The 15,659-nt window shown below is 71.2% G+C and carries 16 protein-coding genes; 4 read left to right on the plus strand and 12 right to left on the minus strand.

The annotated features are described in order from the left end of the window. Window positions 1-187: 187 nt before the first annotated feature. Genes ACQP2X_RS27655 through ACQP2X_RS27665 form a run of 3 tightly spaced genes read right to left on the minus strand, consistent with a single transcriptional unit; the run spans window position 188 to window position 3,440 of the window. The gene (locus ACQP2X_RS27655; RefSeq protein WP_498686750.1) at window positions 188-1,267 is read right to left on the minus strand and encodes an ABC transporter permease; all 1,080 of its coding nucleotides are present in this window, start codon (window positions 1,265-1,267) and stop codon (window positions 188-190) included. Continuing rightward, window positions 1,264-2,781 (minus strand): sugar ABC transporter ATP-binding protein, encoded by a 1,518-nt coding sequence (locus tag ACQP2X_RS27660; protein WP_498686751.1) that lies wholly within the window; start codon window positions 2,779-2,781, stop codon window positions 1,264-1,266. Before ACQP2X_RS27660 ends, ACQP2X_RS27655 begins: the two co-directional genes overlap by 4 nt. Continuing rightward, complete coding sequence (locus tag ACQP2X_RS27665; protein ID WP_498686753.1) at window positions 2,781-3,440, minus strand: DUF2291 family protein; 660 nt, start codon at window positions 3,438-3,440, stop codon at window positions 2,781-2,783. Before ACQP2X_RS27665 ends, ACQP2X_RS27660 begins: the two co-directional genes overlap by 1 nt. A gap of 160 nt (window positions 3,441-3,600) precedes the next feature. On the opposite strand from ACQP2X_RS27665, the gene ACQP2X_RS27670 reads away from it, so the two are divergent. Then, window positions 3,601-5,052, plus strand: a complete 1,452-nt coding sequence (locus ACQP2X_RS27670; RefSeq protein WP_498686755.1) for a DUF1593 domain-containing protein — start codon at window positions 3,601-3,603, stop codon at window positions 5,050-5,052. A gap of 32 nt (window positions 5,053-5,084) precedes the next feature. Beyond that, the gene (locus tag ACQP2X_RS27675; protein ID WP_498686756.1) at window positions 5,085-6,068 is read left to right on the plus strand and encodes a sugar-binding transcriptional regulator; all 984 of its coding nucleotides are present in this window, start codon (window positions 5,085-5,087) and stop codon (window positions 6,066-6,068) included. Here ACQP2X_RS27675 and ACQP2X_RS27680 read toward each other — a convergent pair. Further along, window positions 6,065-6,823: a nucleotidyltransferase domain-containing protein gene (locus tag ACQP2X_RS27680; protein WP_498686758.1), complete on the minus strand. Its 759-nt coding sequence runs from the start codon at window positions 6,821-6,823 to the stop codon at window positions 6,065-6,067. The two genes, ACQP2X_RS27675 and ACQP2X_RS27680, sit on opposite strands and share 4 nt — an antisense overlap. 40 nt (window positions 6,824-6,863) lie before the next feature. Next, window positions 6,864-7,274 carry a TIGR03618 family F420-dependent PPOX class oxidoreductase gene (locus ACQP2X_RS27685; RefSeq protein WP_498686759.1) on the minus strand — a complete coding sequence of 137 codons (411 nt, stop codon included), beginning with the start codon at window positions 7,272-7,274 and terminating at the stop codon, window positions 6,864-6,866. A 106-nt stretch (window positions 7,275-7,380) separates the two neighbouring features. Between ACQP2X_RS27685 and ACQP2X_RS27690 the strand changes: the two genes are divergently transcribed. Continuing rightward, a complete protein-coding gene (locus tag ACQP2X_RS27690; RefSeq protein ID WP_498686760.1) occupies window positions 7,381-7,701 on the plus strand; it encodes an ArsR/SmtB family transcription factor in 321 nt (106 codons plus the stop codon). Between the two features lie 21 nt (window positions 7,702-7,722). On the opposite strand, the gene ACQP2X_RS27695 is transcribed toward ACQP2X_RS27690, so the two are convergent. Genes ACQP2X_RS27695 through ACQP2X_RS27705 form a run of 3 tightly spaced genes read right to left on the minus strand, consistent with a single transcriptional unit; the run spans window position 7,723 to window position 10,765 of the window. Next, window positions 7,723-9,501: a thiamine pyrophosphate-requiring protein gene (locus ACQP2X_RS27695; protein WP_498686762.1), complete on the minus strand. Its 1,779-nt coding sequence runs from the start codon at window positions 9,499-9,501 to the stop codon at window positions 7,723-7,725. Window positions 9,502-9,529: 28 nt separating this feature from the next. Next, the gene (locus tag ACQP2X_RS27700) at window positions 9,530-10,234 is read right to left on the minus strand and encodes a GAF and ANTAR domain-containing protein (protein ID WP_498686764.1); all 705 of its coding nucleotides are present in this window, start codon (window positions 10,232-10,234) and stop codon (window positions 9,530-9,532) included. 9 nt (window positions 10,235-10,243) lie between these two features. After that, the gene (locus tag ACQP2X_RS27705; protein WP_498686765.1) at window positions 10,244-10,765 is read right to left on the minus strand and encodes a GAF domain-containing protein; all 522 of its coding nucleotides are present in this window, start codon (window positions 10,763-10,765) and stop codon (window positions 10,244-10,246) included. Between the two features lie 128 nt (window positions 10,766-10,893). Here ACQP2X_RS27705 and ACQP2X_RS27710 point away from each other — a divergent pair, with 128 nt between their 5' ends. After that, entirely contained in the window at window positions 10,894-11,979 is a 1,086-nt protein-coding gene (locus ACQP2X_RS27710; RefSeq protein WP_498686767.1) for a sigma-70 family RNA polymerase sigma factor, read from the plus strand. A gap of 35 nt (window positions 11,980-12,014) precedes the next feature. On the opposite strand, the gene ACQP2X_RS27715 is transcribed toward ACQP2X_RS27710, so the two are convergent. The 4 genes from ACQP2X_RS27715 to ACQP2X_RS27730 are packed head-to-tail and all read right to left on the minus strand — an operon-like array spanning window position 12,015 to window position 15,591. Further along, the gene (locus ACQP2X_RS27715) at window positions 12,015-12,683 is read right to left on the minus strand and encodes a DUF899 domain-containing protein (protein ID WP_498686769.1); all 669 of its coding nucleotides are present in this window, start codon (window positions 12,681-12,683) and stop codon (window positions 12,015-12,017) included. Further along, window positions 12,680-13,009, minus strand: a complete 330-nt coding sequence (locus tag ACQP2X_RS27720) for an ArsR/SmtB family transcription factor (RefSeq protein WP_498686771.1) — start codon at window positions 13,007-13,009, stop codon at window positions 12,680-12,682. Before ACQP2X_RS27720 ends, ACQP2X_RS27715 begins: the two co-directional genes overlap by 4 nt. After that, the gene (locus ACQP2X_RS27725) at window positions 12,996-13,430 is read right to left on the minus strand and encodes an SRPBCC domain-containing protein (RefSeq protein ID WP_498686773.1); all 435 of its coding nucleotides are present in this window, start codon (window positions 13,428-13,430) and stop codon (window positions 12,996-12,998) included. Before ACQP2X_RS27725 ends, ACQP2X_RS27720 begins: the two co-directional genes overlap by 14 nt. A 40-nt stretch (window positions 13,431-13,470) precedes the next feature. Further along, on the minus strand, window positions 13,471-15,591 hold the full coding sequence (locus ACQP2X_RS27730) for a DUF4132 domain-containing protein (protein WP_498686774.1): 2,121 nt from the start codon (window positions 15,589-15,591) through the stop codon (window positions 13,471-13,473). Between the last annotated feature and the right edge of the window lie 68 nt (window positions 15,592-15,659).

Consider the following 15,659-nt stretch of genomic DNA (forward strand, 5'->3'; position numbering starts at 1 on the left):
CGCGGGTGAGGCACGGACGGGAGGCGGACGGCGCGGGTGGGCGGCGCGGGTGAGGCACGGACGGGAGGCGGACGGCGCGGATGGGCGGCGCGGGTGAGGCACGGACGGGAGGCGGACGGCGCGGATGGGCGGCGCGGGTGAGGCGTGGGCGGGACGAGGGGGCAGCGCGGGTGGGGCGGGCAGGGCTTCAGGCGGTTCGTTTGCTCAAGGAGGACTGGAGGCGTTGCTGGGCCTGCTCGGTGACCACGGCGAAGACGATGACGGCGCCCTTCACCACTGACTGCCAGAACGTGGAGACGCCGATCAGGACCAGGCCGTCGCTGAGGAAGCCGATGACGAAGGCGCCCATCACGGTGCCGACGATGGTGCCGCGGCCGCCGGCCAGGGCGGTGCCGCCCAGGACGGCGGCGGCGATCGCGTTCAGCTCGTACGTGGTGGCGGTGTCGGGATAGGCCGCGCCCAGCTCCGAGGTGAGGAGCAGGCCGGCCAGGGCCGCGCAGGCGCCCGAGATGACGTACACGGCGATCTTGACGCGGTTGACCCTGATGCCGGCCAGCACGGCCGCCCGCTCGTTGCCGCCGACGGCGTAGACCCGGCGGCCGAACGGGGTCTTGGTGGTGACCACGATGGCCGCGGCGGCGACCACGATCATGATCCAGACGGCGACCGGGATGCCGAGCCAGCTGTCCACGCCGATGATGTGGAAGCCCTGGTTACCCCGGGCCGGCGAACCGGCCAGGTCGGGGAAGGTGCCGCCGTCGCTGATCAGCTGGGCCACGCCCCGGGCCACGTAGAGCATGCCCAGGGTGGCGATGAACGGCGCCACCCGGAACCGGGTGACCAGCACACCGTTGACCGCGCCGACCAGCGCCCCGACCACGATGCCGATGAGGATGACCACCGCGACCGAGAAGAACAGGTGACCGCCGGGCACGGCCAGGCCGGTGAAGAGCAGCCCACCGCAGACCATGCTGGCCAGGCCGGCGATCGAGCCCACCGACAGGTCGATGCCGCCGGTCAGGATGACGAAGGTGACGCCGATGGCCAGGATCGCGTTGATGGCCACGTGCTTGGTCATCAGGATCAGGTTGCTCTGCGTCAGGTACTCCGACGAGATGGCGCTGAAAATGATCACCAGGACGACCAGGACCACGAGGGTACGTCCGCGCAGCAGCCACAGGGCGGCCCGCGCCAGGGCCCGGTTGCCCTGGTTCGGCTCGGGCGGCGCCGCCGGGCTCTTCGGCGGGGCCACGTGGGTGTCGGTCATGAGCGAGCCTCCAGGACGCTGTCGGATGCGGAAGCCGCCACCAGGGCTTCTTCGGTTACCTCGGCCGCGCCGAACTGGGCGGTGACGCGGCCCTGGGCCATGACCAGCGCCCGGTCGGCCATGGCGATGACCTCGGCCAGTTCCGAGGAGATGAACAGGACGCCGAAGCCCCGCACGGCCAGGTCGGCCATGAGCGCGGCGATCTGGGCCTTGGCGCCGACGTCGACACCGCGGGTGGGCTCGTCGAGCAGCAACACCACCGGTTCGGTCAGCAGGGCCCGGGCCAGCACGACCTTCTGCTGGTTGCCGCCGCTGAGCGAGGTGACCAACGAGGCCAGGCCGGGGATCTTGATGGCGAGCTCGCCGACCTTGTCCTTGGCGGTGCGCTGCTCGGCTCCCCCGTCGAGCAGCCCGCCCCGGGTCATCCGGCCCACCGTGGCCAGCAGGATGTTGTCGCGCACGGACATGGTCTGCACCAGGCCGTCGCGCTGCCGGTCCTCGGGCACGAGCGCGAGCCCGGCCGCCATCCGGGCCTGGACGGTGCCCTTCGGCTCCGCCTTCCCCTTGACCAGCACCTCGCCGGAGGCCGCCTTGCGCATGCCCATGAGGGTCTCGACGAGCTCGGTGCGGCCCGCGCCCATCAGGCCGTAGAGGCCGACGACCTCACCGGCGCGCACGGTCAGCGACACGTCGTCGACCAGCGGGCGGGCCGGGCCGGGCACGGTCAGGTGACGTACCTCCAGAAGAACGTCGCCGACCGGCGAGCTGTTGCGGACGTAGAGCGAGTCGGGGTCACGGCCGACCATCTCGCGCACGATCCAGCCGGTGTCGGTGCGGGCCATCGACTCGTGCGCGACGAGGCGGCCGTCGCGGAAGACGGTGACCCAGTCGCCGATGCGGCGGAACTCGTCGAGCTTGTGCGAGATGTAGATGACCGTGACGTCGTGCTCGCGCAGGTCGGCCATCACCTCGAACAGCACGTCGACCTCGTGGTTGGACAGGGCGCTCGTGGGCTCGTCCATGATGAGCACGCGGACGTCCTCGAGCAGCGCCCGGCCGATCTCGACGAGCTGCTGCTGCCCGATCGGAAGGTCACCGACCGCCTCGGTCGGGCTGAGATGGCCCTGCCCGAGGCGGGCGAGCACCTCGGCGGCGCGTTTGTTCTGTGCGGCGGCGTCGACGAAACGCTTTCCCCGGCGCAGCTCCCGCCCGGCGAACATGTTCTCGGCGATCGAGAGGTTCGGGAACAGGCTCAGTTCCTGGTGGATGATGCCGATCCCGCGCGCCTGGGCGTCGCGCGGGCTGCCCAGGTGCACGGGCTCGCCGTCGAGCAGGATCTCGCCCTCCGACGGCTGCTCCGAGCCGGAGAGGATCTTCATCAGTGTCGACTTGCCGGCGCCGTTCTCCCCGACCAGGACGTTGACCTTGCCCCGGTACGCGGTGAAGGTGACGTCCTTCAGCGCGCGCACCCCGCCGTAGTTCTTGCTGATGTGGTGGGCCTCGAGGATCTCCATCAGCCCACCTCGAGCTCGGTCGGCACGAGGAAGACGCCGCCGCCGGGCAGCGCCGAGAAGGCGCCGTGGAAGGTGACCTTCTTCCCCTCGGCCAGGTCGGCCTTGGCGGTCACGTCGGTCTTGACCCGGTCGTTGATCTGGTTGGCGACGTTGGCGTACTCGATCTGGTTGGTGAAGTCGCCGAACGAGATGAAGCCGACGGCGTCGCGGACGGCGGTGCCGGCGATGACCGGGCCGGTGGCGATGGTGACGGTCAGCGGCTTGCCGCCGGCACGGGGCACCTCGACGGTGACCGGGCCGGTGGGCACCGACTTGTCGACCTTCGTGATCGTGCCGGAGCCCTTGACCATGTACGCGAACGGGCTGCCGGTGCCGGCCTGGTGGCCGTACTGCTTGCCGGCGGCCTCGGGGTCCTTCTCGATCGCGGCGGCCACCGTGGTGACGTCGACCGCCTTCTCCCGCACGGTCGGCACGATCTTCTGCGCCCAGTTGCCGTCCACGAAGGACTTGGCGTCGGCCGCCTTCTCGCCGGTCGCGGCCTGACCGTCCTTCTCGTAAACGAAGACACCGGGCACCTTGGAGCAGGCGGCGAGCGCGGCCACGAGCAGCAGGGCGGCCGCCAGGCGGGGGAACACCTTCAGGCGGGGGAACACCTTCATGCTGAATATCCATTCATAGGCGATTGGCCATGCGATTACTGTGAACGCTGGATGTCGTGGATGTCAATGGCCCGGTGCCCTTGACTCCTCGGTCACGGCCTCATTACGGTGCGATCGCGGTACCGATGCGCTTATGAATTTCTATTCATGAGGAGTGCGCATGAGAGCCCGTCTGCTGATCGCCGCGGCGCTGGCCGTGGCCCTTTCCCTCGCCGGCGTGACGCCGGCGCACGCTCATGACCATGGCTCCGCCAAGCCGCGGATCATCGTTTCGCAGGACGGCGAGGTGGACGACATGGACTCGTTCATCCGGTTCCTGTACTACGCCAACGAGTTCGACATCGAGGGCATCGTCTATTCGAGCTCGCGATATCACTGGGCCGGCGACGGGTCGACCGTCGCGCCGTACCGGTGGACCGGCACCGCCTGGGTCAACGAGTACATCGACCTGTACGCGAAGCTCTACCCGAACCTGCGGCGCCACGCGCCCGGATATCCGACGCCGGCCAGGCTGCGGTCGCTGTACAAAATCGGAAACGTCACCAACGTCAGCGAGATGGCGCAGGTCACCGAGGGCTCGCGGCTCATCGAGAAGCGGATCCTGGCCGACGAGCCCGGGCCGCTCTACATCCAGTCATGGGGCGGGCTGAACACGACCGCGCGGGCGCTCAAGTCCATCCAGGAGAAGTATCAGGGCACCCGGAAATGGCCCGCCCTGCAACGCGAGATCAGCGACAAGGTGGTCATCTACAACATCCTCAACCAGGACGCGACGCTCGACGACTACATCAAGCCGAACTGGCCCGATCTGAAGATCGTCGACAACCAGAGCCAGTTCTGGAGCTTCGCCTACCTGTGGACGCGGCAGGTGCCGGCGTCGCTGCAGTACGCGCTCAAGGCTCCGTACATGGAGGAGAACTTCCTGACCGGGCACGGCGCGCTGCTCTCCCTCTACCGCACCTACCGCGACGGGCAGCCGACACCGGGCGACGACGAGAACAACCGCTGGCGGCCTGATCAGAATCTGACGTACGCCGTTCACGACTTCATCTCCGAGGGCGACTCCCCCTCGTTCCTCTACCTTCTCGACTTCAACGGGCTCCGCTCGTCGGAGGACCCGACCTACGGCGGCTGGGGCGGCCGGTTCGCGCCGAACGCGTCGGGCTGGATCGACACCACCGACATCAACCCGGCGACCGGGGCGGCCGATCGGGCGTACCCGCAGACGCGCTGGGTGGCCGACCTGCAGAACGACTTCGCGGCCCGCGCCGACTGGGGCGTGACGCCGCGCTACCGCGACGCCAACCACAACCCGCGGGCTTCCGTACGGGAGGGCCTCTCCCTGTCCGCCGGCGCCGGCCGCCAGGTCACTCTGCACGGGCGGGGATCCGACCCGGACGGTGACCGCCTCTCGTACAAGTGGTGGCAGTACACCGACGCCGACACGTACGCGGGCACGGTCACCCTGTCCGCAACGGACAAGCCGACCGTTTCCCTCATCGTGCCCGCCGACGCGAAGACCGGCGACACGATTCACCTGATCTTCGAGGTGACCGACGGCGGCACGCCTGCCCTGAAGCACTACCAGCGGGTCATCCTGACGGTCCGTTAACCGCCTCCCACTGAATGGATATTCTGCTCCGCATGGAAGCGAACGCGCTGGACGAGATCGCCACCGACCAGATCCGTCTGCTCACGAAGGTGGCCCGCATGTACCACGAGCGTGGCATGCGGCAACCGCAGATCGCCCAGCAGCTGCACATCTCCCAGCCGCGGGTCAGCCGGCTCCTCAAACGGGCCGTCGAGCTCGGCATCGTCCGCACCACGGTGATCGCGCCGCGTGGGGTCTATGCCGAGCTCGAGGAGCAGATCGAGCAGGCGTACGGCCTCACCGAGGTCATCGTGGCCGACACCGACGACCAGGACGGGGAGCCCGAGATCATGCGGGCGCTGGGCGCGGCCGCCGCCGTCTATCTGGAGACGACCCTGATGGGCGGCGAGCGCATCGGGGTCTCCTCCTGGAGCTCCACGATCCTGGCCACCGTCGAGGCCATGCACCCGCGCCCGACGAAGGTGGCCGACCAGGTCGTGCAGATGCTCGGCGGGGTCGGCAACGTGACGGCGCAGACCCAGGCCACCCGGATCACCGGCCGGCTGGCCGCGCTGACCGGCGCCCAGGCCGTCTATCTCCAGGCGCCGGGCCTGCTGGCCTCGGCCGACATGCGGCAGATGTTCGTCACCGACCCCAACATCGAGCCGGTGCTGAAGGCCTGCGACGACCTGACCATGGCCCTGGTCGGCATCGGCAGCATCGAGCCGTCGCCGCTGCTGCGCGAGAGCGGCAACGCGGTGGCCGAGGGCGAGCTGCCGGCGCTGCGCACGGCGGGCGCGGTGGGCGACGTCTGCATCCGCTTCTTCGACTCCCACGGCGACCACATCGAGTCCGGCCTGGACGACCGGGTGCTGGGCATCGGCGCCGACACGCTGCGGGCGGTCCCCCGCCGCGTCGCCGTGGCCGGCGGCGCGCGCAAGAGCACGGCGATCAGGGCCGCCCTGCGCGGCCGCTGGGTGAACGTGCTGATCACCGACCTTCAGGTGGCCCGCAGCCTGGTCTCCCCGCTCGGCTAGAACCGCCGCTGGGCGTCCTCGACGACCGCGCTGACGGAGCGGCCGGCGGCTTCGAGGTCGGCCCGGGTGAACTGCTCGGGCGCGCCGGCCCGCCAGCGGACCGCCTTGGCGGCCGTCTCGGCGTACTCCGGGAAGATCTTGGCGAGATAGTCGCCGGCGGCGGACTTGGAGATGATGTCGCCATACGCCAGCGTGTAGTGCAGGCGGGCCGGGCCGAGCACGTGGAAGGTCACGGTCTCCGGGTCGAGGACCTCGTCCGTGATCGAGGGCAGGGCCCCGGCGATCTGCGCGGCCTGGTCGTGCCAGAAGCCGCCCAGGTTGCCGAGCAGATAGAGCCGCAGGCTGTCGTGGTCGACGCGCACGTCGGGGGCCGGGCCGCGGACCGCGATGCCGTACTTCCGAAGGATCAGCCCGACGACCGGGGTGAGCTCGCCGCACGGACGGTCGGTGACAAGGGCGCCCCCGACGGCGAACGGGACCACGCGGCGGTCGCCGGGCCACGTCGCCGCCAGGTCGGGCGACAGGTAGACGCCGTCGAAGTAAGGCCGGCCCATCTCGGTGTGGATCTCGGCCAGCGTGGCCAGGTCGTCCGGCGACGCCGCGCGGGAGGTCAGGATGACGGTGTCGACGTCGCTGACTCCCGGCTGCCAGGCCCCGATCGCGGCCGACCCGACGATGTGCAGCCCGCTGACGAAGCCGGGCAGCCGGCCGTCGGCCAGCGCGAGATATCGATGAGCAACGTCCTCGGGGTTCATGCGCGGGACCGTATCAACGCTCCGCCAGCCGGGTCACCGATCAGTCGGCCGGGCGCAGAGCGCCCCAGGCGTGCCACTGTTCGATCTCGATGTGGACACTGCTGCGGGGCGTTTCGCGGTCCTCGAAGGGGCGTTTCGTATAGTGCCGCGCGATCCGGTCGATATCGGCCAGCTCCGGATCATCGGCGATGCCGACGACGCGCCCGATGAGGCTGACGTGGGTGTACCAGTCCTCGGCCAGGACGGTCAGGGCGACCCGGGGGTCCTTGCGCATGTGCCGCAGCCGCACGCGGTTGCTCTGGTTGTTGACCAGGATGGTCCGCTCGCCCTCGAGCAGATACCACGTGGCGGTGGTGAACGGCGCGCCGTCGGGGCGCAGCAATGACAGCACCGCCGGGTTGGGCCCGCGCAGGATGTCGGTGGCTTCGGCGGACAAGGGCAGCTGGCGCATCGGAACTCTCCGGAGGGTAGGCGGGCAGTATTACGATGATCATCGTAGTACGACACCTATCGTATTATGTCGACGGCGAGGCCGGTACGCGGAGAGAAGAGCGAGCATGCGCACGTTCGAGCACCCTGAGCGGGACGAACTCGATCTGAGCCGGGTGTTGTCCGCCCTGGCCGACCCCGTGCGCCGGCACATCGTGTTCCGGCTGTTCGAACTCAGTCCCAAAGGCTGCGCCGAGATCGAGGTCCCGGTGAGCAAGTCCACCGCGACCCACCACTACCGGGTGCTGCGCGAGGCGGGACTGATCCGCCAGCACTATCAGGGCACGTCGATCATGAATGTCCTGCGCATGCGGGACGTCGAAACCCGTTTTCCGGGCCTGCTCGAAGCGGTGATCGCCGCCCAGCGGGACGCCGCGCCGCCGTCGTGACCACACGTCGAGGACAGCGGCTCAGTCCTCGCCGGCGCGTTCCCGGCGCAGGTGTTCGGCCGCTCGGCGGGCCAGGTCGGTGTTCTCGGCGGCCAGACCGGAGTACATCTGGTCGATCTTCTCCTGCGGTTGCAGCGGTGGCAGCAGCGGGATCGCCGGATCGACCACGGCGTGGATCAGGGTGGGACGGTCGGCGGCCAGGGCCGTCTCCCACGCGTCGGTCATGGCGCCGGGAGTGGTGACCTCGATGCCGCGCAGGCCCAGCAGCTCGGCGTAGCGGGCGTAGGGCACGCGGGGCAGGTCCTGGGAGGCGGCGAAGCGGGGCTCGCCCTCCATCTCGCGCTGCTCCCAGCTCACCTCGGCCAGGTCGCCGTTGTCGAGCACGCAGACGACGAAACGCGGGTCGGGCCAGTCGCGCCAGCGCGCGGCGACCGTCGCCAGCTCGGCCAGGCCGAGCATCTGGAAGCCGCCGTCGCCGGAGAGGACCACGACCGGCTGGTCCGGGGCTTCGAGCTTGGCCGCGAGGCCGTACGGGATGCCGCAGCCCATGGAGGCGAGGGTGCTGGACAGATGCGCGGGCACCCCGGCGGGCAGGCGCAGGTGCCGGGCGTACCAGTAGACGACCGAGCCGACGTCCACCGCGACCCGCGCGCCGGCGGGCAGGTGACCGTTGAGCGACCGCACGACGTGCTGCGGATTGAGCGGCTCGGCGGCCGCTTCGGCCCGGGAGGAGGCGATCTCGTGCCAGCGCCGGACCCAGCCTTCGACCTTTGTGCGCCATTCCTTGCGCGGCGCCGGCTTGACGAGGCCCAGCAGTTCGCGCAGGGTCGCGGTCGCGTCGCCCAGCAGCGGCACCTCGACCGGATAGCGCACGCCGAGGCGGCGTCCGTCGATGTCGATCTGCACGGCGCGGGCCTGGCCGGGCGCCGGGTAGAACTCGGTCCACGGGTCGTTCGTGCCGATCAGCAGCAGGGTGTCGCAACCGCGCATCAGCTCGGCGCTGGCCGTGGTGCCCAGGTGGCCCATCACCCCGGCGTGGAACGGCAGGTTCTCGTCGAGCACCGGCTTGCCGAGCAGCGACGCCGCGACGCCCGCGCCCAGGCGGTCCGCCAACTCCGCGATCTCGCCCGCCGCGCCGTACGCTCCCTGACCCACCAGGATCGCGACGCGCTCCCCCGAGCTCAGCAGATCGGCCGCCTCGCGCAGGTCCTGCTCGCGGGGCAGCAGCCGCGCCGGTCGCAGGCCCGGGCTGGTCACCAGGACGCCGTGCTCGTGCTCGGTGGGGTCGGGCGCGGGCTCGGACTGGACGTCGTGCGGCAGGATGACGCAGGTCGGGCCGCGGGTGGCCAGGGCCGCCCGGAACGCCCGGTCGATCAGCATCGGCACCTGCTCGGCCGTGAAGGCGGTCTGCACGAACTGGGCACAGACGTCGCCGAAGAGCCTTTGCAGATCAATTTCTTGCTGGTACGCGCTGCCCAGCACCGTCGAGGCCTGCTGCCCCACGATGGCCACGACCGGCTGGCTGTCCAGCTTCGCGTCGTAGAGGCCGTTGAGCAGGTGCACCGCGCCCGGCCCCTGGGTGGACAGGCAGACACCGGCGCCACCGGCGTACTTGGCGTGGGCGACCGCCATGAAGGCCGCCGCCTCCTCGTGCCGGGCCTGCACGAACTCCGGTTTCCCGGCCCGCCGCAGGGCGCCCAGCACGCCGTCGATGCCGTCACCGGAATAGCCGAACACCCGCTCGGCACCCCACGCCGTCAGGCGCTCCACCAGAAGATCGGAAACCGTCGCCTCAGCCATGGGCCCCGACTACCCCTCCGCGCGGCTCTCAATCGGGCAGGCGGCCGGTGTCGAGCAGATGCCGGGCCACGTCGGCCACCTTGCGCCGCTGGTTGCGGGCGGTGGCGCGGAGCAGTCCGAACGCCTCCTCGGCGCCGGTCTCGTGGCGGGCCATCAGATAGCCGACCGCGCGCTCGATGACGATGCGGTAGTCGAGCGCGTACTGCAGCTGGCCCGCGAGCTCACCCGCCCGCTGCGCGGCCAGCGCCGCGCTCAGCGTCGACTCGAGCAGGCCGGTGTAGCGCTCCAGCGCCGCCGCCTCGGTGTCGTCCCAGTCGTGCGGCCGGTCGAGGAAGACGTCGAGGGTGCCGACCGGCACCCCGCCCAGCCGCACCGGCGCGCCCAGCACCGCCACCACCCCGTGCTCGAGGAACGGCTCCCGGATGCGCGGCCAGCGCGGATCTTCGCGCAGGTCGTCGGTGTGCACCACCCGGTTGTGGACGAACGCCGACACGCACGGCCCCTCGCCGGCGTGGCTCTGCGCCTGCTCCATGATCTTGCTGGGCGCGTTGCTGGCCGCCACGTAGTGCAGGCTGTTCTCCTCGTCGGCGATCATGAGGCCGCTGCCGGTCACCTGGAAGAGGTCGACGGCCGCGTGCACGACGTCGGCCACCGCGCCCGAGACGTCGGGGCCGTCGAGCTTCTCCAGCCGCCGCAGGCTGCTGGCCAGGACCTCCGGATCAATGTTCGGCATCGCGCATCCTCACTCCTGGGCGTTGGCGCCGAGGCGGAGCAACACCGAGATGACCCCGGCGTACGCCTCGGCGGCGCGGACGCTGTCGGTTTCCCAGGTCTGCGGCTGTAAGCGGAGAGCGTTCAGGGTGCCGGCGACGGTTCCGGCGACCAGCACCGGAACGGACAGTACCGCCCGCGCCGCTTCCCCGCCCGTCCGAAGCTCCGCCCAGACCGGAGCGTAGTCGTCGCCGGCCGCCAGATCGGGAACGGCCACGGTCCGCTCCCCGCGGACGCAGTCGATGGCCGGCCCACGGCCCAGCCGCAACTGGGCCCGTTCCAGCGCCAGCCCGGCCGGGATCGACGCGCCCGCCACCCGCAGCTCGCCCGCCTCGTTCACCAGCATCAGACCGACCCCGTCGACGTGGAGCATGTCGCGGGCGGCGGTCAGCACCTCGTCGAGGCGGTCCTCCAGGCTCCGGCGGTCGGTCGAGAGGCCGGCCGTGCTCAGGGTTTCCAGGCTGGTGGCGAGCGCTTGCTGATCAACTGGCATGGCCACCTGGCTTCCCGGCTGAGTGACGAAAAAACCTCCGGTGTTTAGAACCGCTCTCCCGGGAAACAGAGGTGCCGCTGGTAAAGCCCTCCGCCCTGTGTCCGCGGACAGACACCGGAGGATCAGCCATGTCCGCGTATTCCACGCTGGAAGACCTCGACGCCATCGCCGAGAGTTACGCCGCCGACCGCGACGCCGCCGCCACCGAGTCGGGGGCCCGCCGGCTCCGCGACGCGACCATCGAGCGGATGATGCCGATGGCCGACCGGCTCGCCCGCCGCTACCGCTTCGGCTCCGAGCCGTCCGACGACGTCACCCAGGTGGCCCGCCTCGGCCTGGTCAAGGCAGTGGAGCGGTACGACCCGGAGCGGGGCTCGTTCACCGCGTACGCCGTCTCGGTCATCACCGGCGAGATCAAGCGCCACTTCCGTGACACCGGATGGAACGTGCACGTGCCGCGCCGCATGCAGGAGCTGGCGCTGGCCGTGGGCCGGGCCCGCCAGGACCTCACCGCCGAGCGGGGCCAGTGGCCGACCGAGGGCGAGCTGGCCGACCGCTGCGGCGTCAGCCAGGAGGACGTGCGCGCCGCGGTCGTCAGCGGGGCCGGATACAAGGCGGTCTCGCTCAGCCAGCCCACCGGCGACGGCACGGGCGAGCTGGGCGACATGTTCGGCTCGCCGGACCGCGACATGGATCTGGTGGCCGACCGGGTCAGCCTGGCCGACCTGCTCGACCGGATGCCGCAGCGCGAGCGGCACCTGCTGTCGATGCGCTTCCACGGCAACCACACGCAGCAGGAGATCGGCGACGAGCTGGGCATCTCCCAGATGCACGTGTCACGGCTGCTGAGCCGGGCCCTGGGCTGGCTGCGGGAGGCGCTGCTGACCGACACGGTGCCGCCCTGGCCGGGCGAGGCCGACGAGCCCGGGTGGCTGCGGGTGGTCCCGGAGCTGGGCGGCCAGGCGCGGGTGATCGGCGAACTCGACCGGGACAACACGGCCCGGCTCCGCGCCGGCGTTCAGCCGTTGCTGGCCCGTACGCCGGCCGGCGGCTCACTGATATTGGACCTGTCCCGGGTGCCGCTGCTGGACGCGGCCGGGGTGGGCACCCTCCTCGCGCTGCGACGGGCGGCGGCCGGCCGCGGGGTCCGGCTGGTGATCACCGGTATGCAGCCGTACGTCCGCCGGGTCGCCTCCACGCTTCTCTTGAGGTAGAGCGGGCATGTTTCACATGGAACAATCCGGGCAAATCAGCGCCCGGTCTGATCGGGCAGGCGCATGTTGGGGCCGCCGACCTGCATGCCCAGGGGCACAGCCCGGCCCTTCGGCTCCTCCCAGTCCTCCTGGCGCCCGAGCGCGGTGAGATCGAGATAGCGGTAGCCGTTGTGGAACTCCTCGATCCCCCGGCGGAAGGTCGAGTAGGTGTGGAAGACGTCGTCGCCGACCCGCAGGAAGGCGGAGATGGCGGGCACCTCACCCTCCGTACGGTCGGTGGCCTTGAAGTCGTCGTTGAAGTCGGTGCCGTGCGACGAATACCAGGGAAAGACCCAGCCCATCCGCTCACGGAAGGTGGCCAGCTCCGGGTACGGCGCCCGGGAGACGGCGGCGAGGGTGGTGTCGCGGGCGTGCAGCTGGCGCAGGCCGCTGATGCCGTCGGCGGCCGACATGCAGCTGGGGCACGGATGATCGGCGTACATGAAGTGGTGGAGGACGAGCTGGCGACGGCCCTCGAAGAGAGCGATGAACGTCGTCGTCCCGTTCGGGCCCTCGAAGCGGTAGTCCTTGTCGACGCGGACCATCGGCAGGCGCCGGCGGTCGGCGTTGACGGCGTCGCGGGCCTTCGTGAGCGCCTTTTCCTTGACGAGCAGTTGCTGCCGGGCGGCGAGCCATTCGCCGCGCGACACGATGTCGGGATTCATGTGAGCGTCTCCTTCAGGGTGGCCAGCGGGCCGTCCCAGTCGCGGGCGAGCGCGGCCAGGAACTGCTGGGCCACCTTCATCGGTGCGGAATGGACGCGGTAGCGCACGCGGCGCCGCTCGCCCGGCTCGGCGATCACCAGCTCCGCCTCGGCCAGCAGGTTCAGGTGTTTCGCGATGGCCTGCCGGCTGATCGGCAGGCGGGCGGCCAGGTCGGTCGCGGTGGCCGGGCCGCCCGTGGCCAGCGCCGCGACGATCTCGCGGCGGGTCGGGTCGGCCAGGGCGGCGAAGACCTCCTGCGCGACCAGCTCGGGGTCAGAGCCGGCCATCGAGGTACGCGACCAGCTCGTCCAGCTCGCTGGCCCAGCCTCCGGTGTTGCCCTCGAAGGCGGCCTTGTGCGCGTCGTCCGGCAGCTGGGCGAAGCCGCTCTCGACCATGGTCAGGGTGGTGCCCTCGCCGGCGGCTTCGAGGGTGAACTCGACGTACGTCCGCCGGGGGTCGCCCTCCGGAAGCCCGGAGATGGCCCACGTGTAACCGAACACGCGCGGCGGCTCGAGCCGCTCGATGGTCAGCGTGCCGGTGTCACCGCTGGTCCACGCCAGCTTGATCAGCCCGCCGACCCGCAGGTCGACCTCGGCGCTGTGGCCGAACCAGGTGCCGAGACCCTCGGCCGTGGTCAGCGCGGCCCACACCCGCTCCGGCGGCTGGGCCAGATCGAGGGTGCGCTCGATGCGATCGGGGAACGCCATGACTGCCTCCTGAGTAGCAACCGTTTGGTTGCTACCCAACTTATAGCAACCGAAGGGTTGCGTCCAGGGCCGTCAGCAACTCGGACAGGGCGGCCGCGTCGCACGCGCCCATCGGGGTGGTCCGGATGACCTGCCAGTGGTCGGAGCGGGCGTCATCGACCCAGATCTCGGTGATCCGCTGCTCGCCGGCGGTGTTGACGGCCGACGTGGTGACGCCCGGCTCCACCTCGATCAGGAGCGCCATGCCGCCCGGGAGCGCGTGCGCGAACTGGGTGTGGGTGTTGAGCGCGTTGGCGTCGTGATAGCCGTTGCCGATCCAGCCGCGGTTCATCAGGCCCACCACCGCATCGGTCGCGACCGGGCCGAAACCCGGAAGGCTCGTCGCCGCCCGCTGCGCCCCGGTCAACGCCACCGCCGGGCGGTTGATCTGCGGAAACGGTTGCAGGATCTCGTAGTCGGCGAAGATCTGCCGCCAATCGGCCAGCTCGGCCGGTTCCAGCTCGGCCGGATGCACGATGCGCAGCGGGGCGTCGTCGCCGACCAGCGCGGTCGCGTCGTGGACGTCGGCGAAACTGCCGTCCTCGGCGATCCGCAGACGGCGACCGGGCTCGGCCCAGAGCAGCCGCCGGGCGAGCGGCCCGAGGATCGGGTGCGACGTCCGCACGCCGGCGGCGGGGCGGACCCGATGCGCGAGCATGTCGCGTTCCAGCCGCGCGGTCTGCGCCGCGACGGTGAGGCGGAGCTCCTTCTTCAGGCGTACGAAATCCTGAAAGCCCTCGGGTCTGGTGTCTTTGACCCCGGGCTTGGGCGGCCGGGCCAGGCGGCGGCCGTCCGCGCCGACGACGTGCGGGACAAGGTGGTCGTCGGTGACCACGGTGAAGGAACGCGGCCCGTAATCGAGGGTGATGCCCCGGTCGAGGCCGTGGGTGACGGCCAGGCGGTCGGCCAGCTGAGTGACCGACAGGCCCCGGCGGGCGGCGGCCTGGGCAAGATAGGTGAGGGTGCGGTCGTTCGTCGGCCCGCCGTACATGCCCTCCTCGATGGCCAGCAGATGCCGCAGGGCCACGTCGGTGCCGACCGTGGCCAGCACGGCCAGTCCGTCGATGGCCCGCGCCCACCGGCTGCGGGCCGGCCACGACCGCACCAGAGGCGCCAGCTTGTCCATGGTGGAGTCGTCGCCGAGATGGGCCTGCGCGAGAACGACCCAGGCCTGCGACGCCGGCATGTCGGCGGTGAGCCACTGATCGAGCAGGGCGCGCCCGAACTCGGCCAGGCTCCCCCGGTCGCAGGCGGCCATGAGCGCCGCCGCCTCCGGTTCGGGCGCCCGCACCTCGGGCTGCGCGGCCGCCGACGACTCGACCACGATCGGCAGCCCGTCGCCCTCGGGATCGCCCGGCGCCGGCTCCGGAGCGTCGTCCAGCCGGGTCAGCGTCAGCGCCTCGACCAGCCGGGCCACCTCGTCCCCGGCCAGCGCTCCGCCGCCGGCCCGCCGCAGCTCGGGCAGCTCCCAGTCAGGCAATTTCACCTTGCGTACGGCCTCGGCGGCCGGCTGCCAGTCGGCGAGCCCGTAGCCGGCGGCCACCTTGACGACGGTCGCCTCGTGCCCGGCCCGGACGAGGTAGCGGAGCGCGTCCTCGGCGTTCTGCCGCGCCCGGCCGGGCTTTCCGGAAGCGGCCGGAATCAGGGCCCGGGCCGCCGCCGTGGCATGCCGGTGCAGCCAGAGCCGCGCCCACAGCCGGGCGGACCCGAGATGGCGCAGCCATCCGGCGGCCAGAACGGCCGGCTCCGGCCCCCGGAAGGGCAGCAGCAGGAGACCGAGGTGGTCCGGGCTGTCACCCACCTGATGAAGGGCGAACGCCAGCGCGTCCAGCTCGAAGCGCGCCACCGCGACCCGCACGATGTCCAGCCGTTGCCGTTGCGGCAGCAGGACCGGCGTGAGCATGGCCCGGGCGACCGGCGCGGGCCCCGCCGCGAAGAGCCACGGCACCTGCACCGGGTTCAGATCGGCGAGCCGGTCGGCGTTGGTGGCCTCGCGCGCCCAGCCGTCCTCCGCACGCCCGTGGTCGAGCGCCGCGGCCCGGGCCAGCCAGCGTTCCCGCTCCCCGTCCTCCCACGCCATGACGGTCGGATCCGCACAGACCAGCCCCTTGCCCGACGCCATTTCCGAGCCCCCTCGATCGCCCATCCTCAGGCCGGTGATTATGGCCGCGATCGAGACCGGCCCGTGGA

The sequence above is a fragment of the Actinoplanes sp. CA-131856 genome, from assembly GCF_050956135.1.
GTDB lineage: Bacteria > Actinomycetota > Actinomycetes > Mycobacteriales > Micromonosporaceae > Actinoplanes.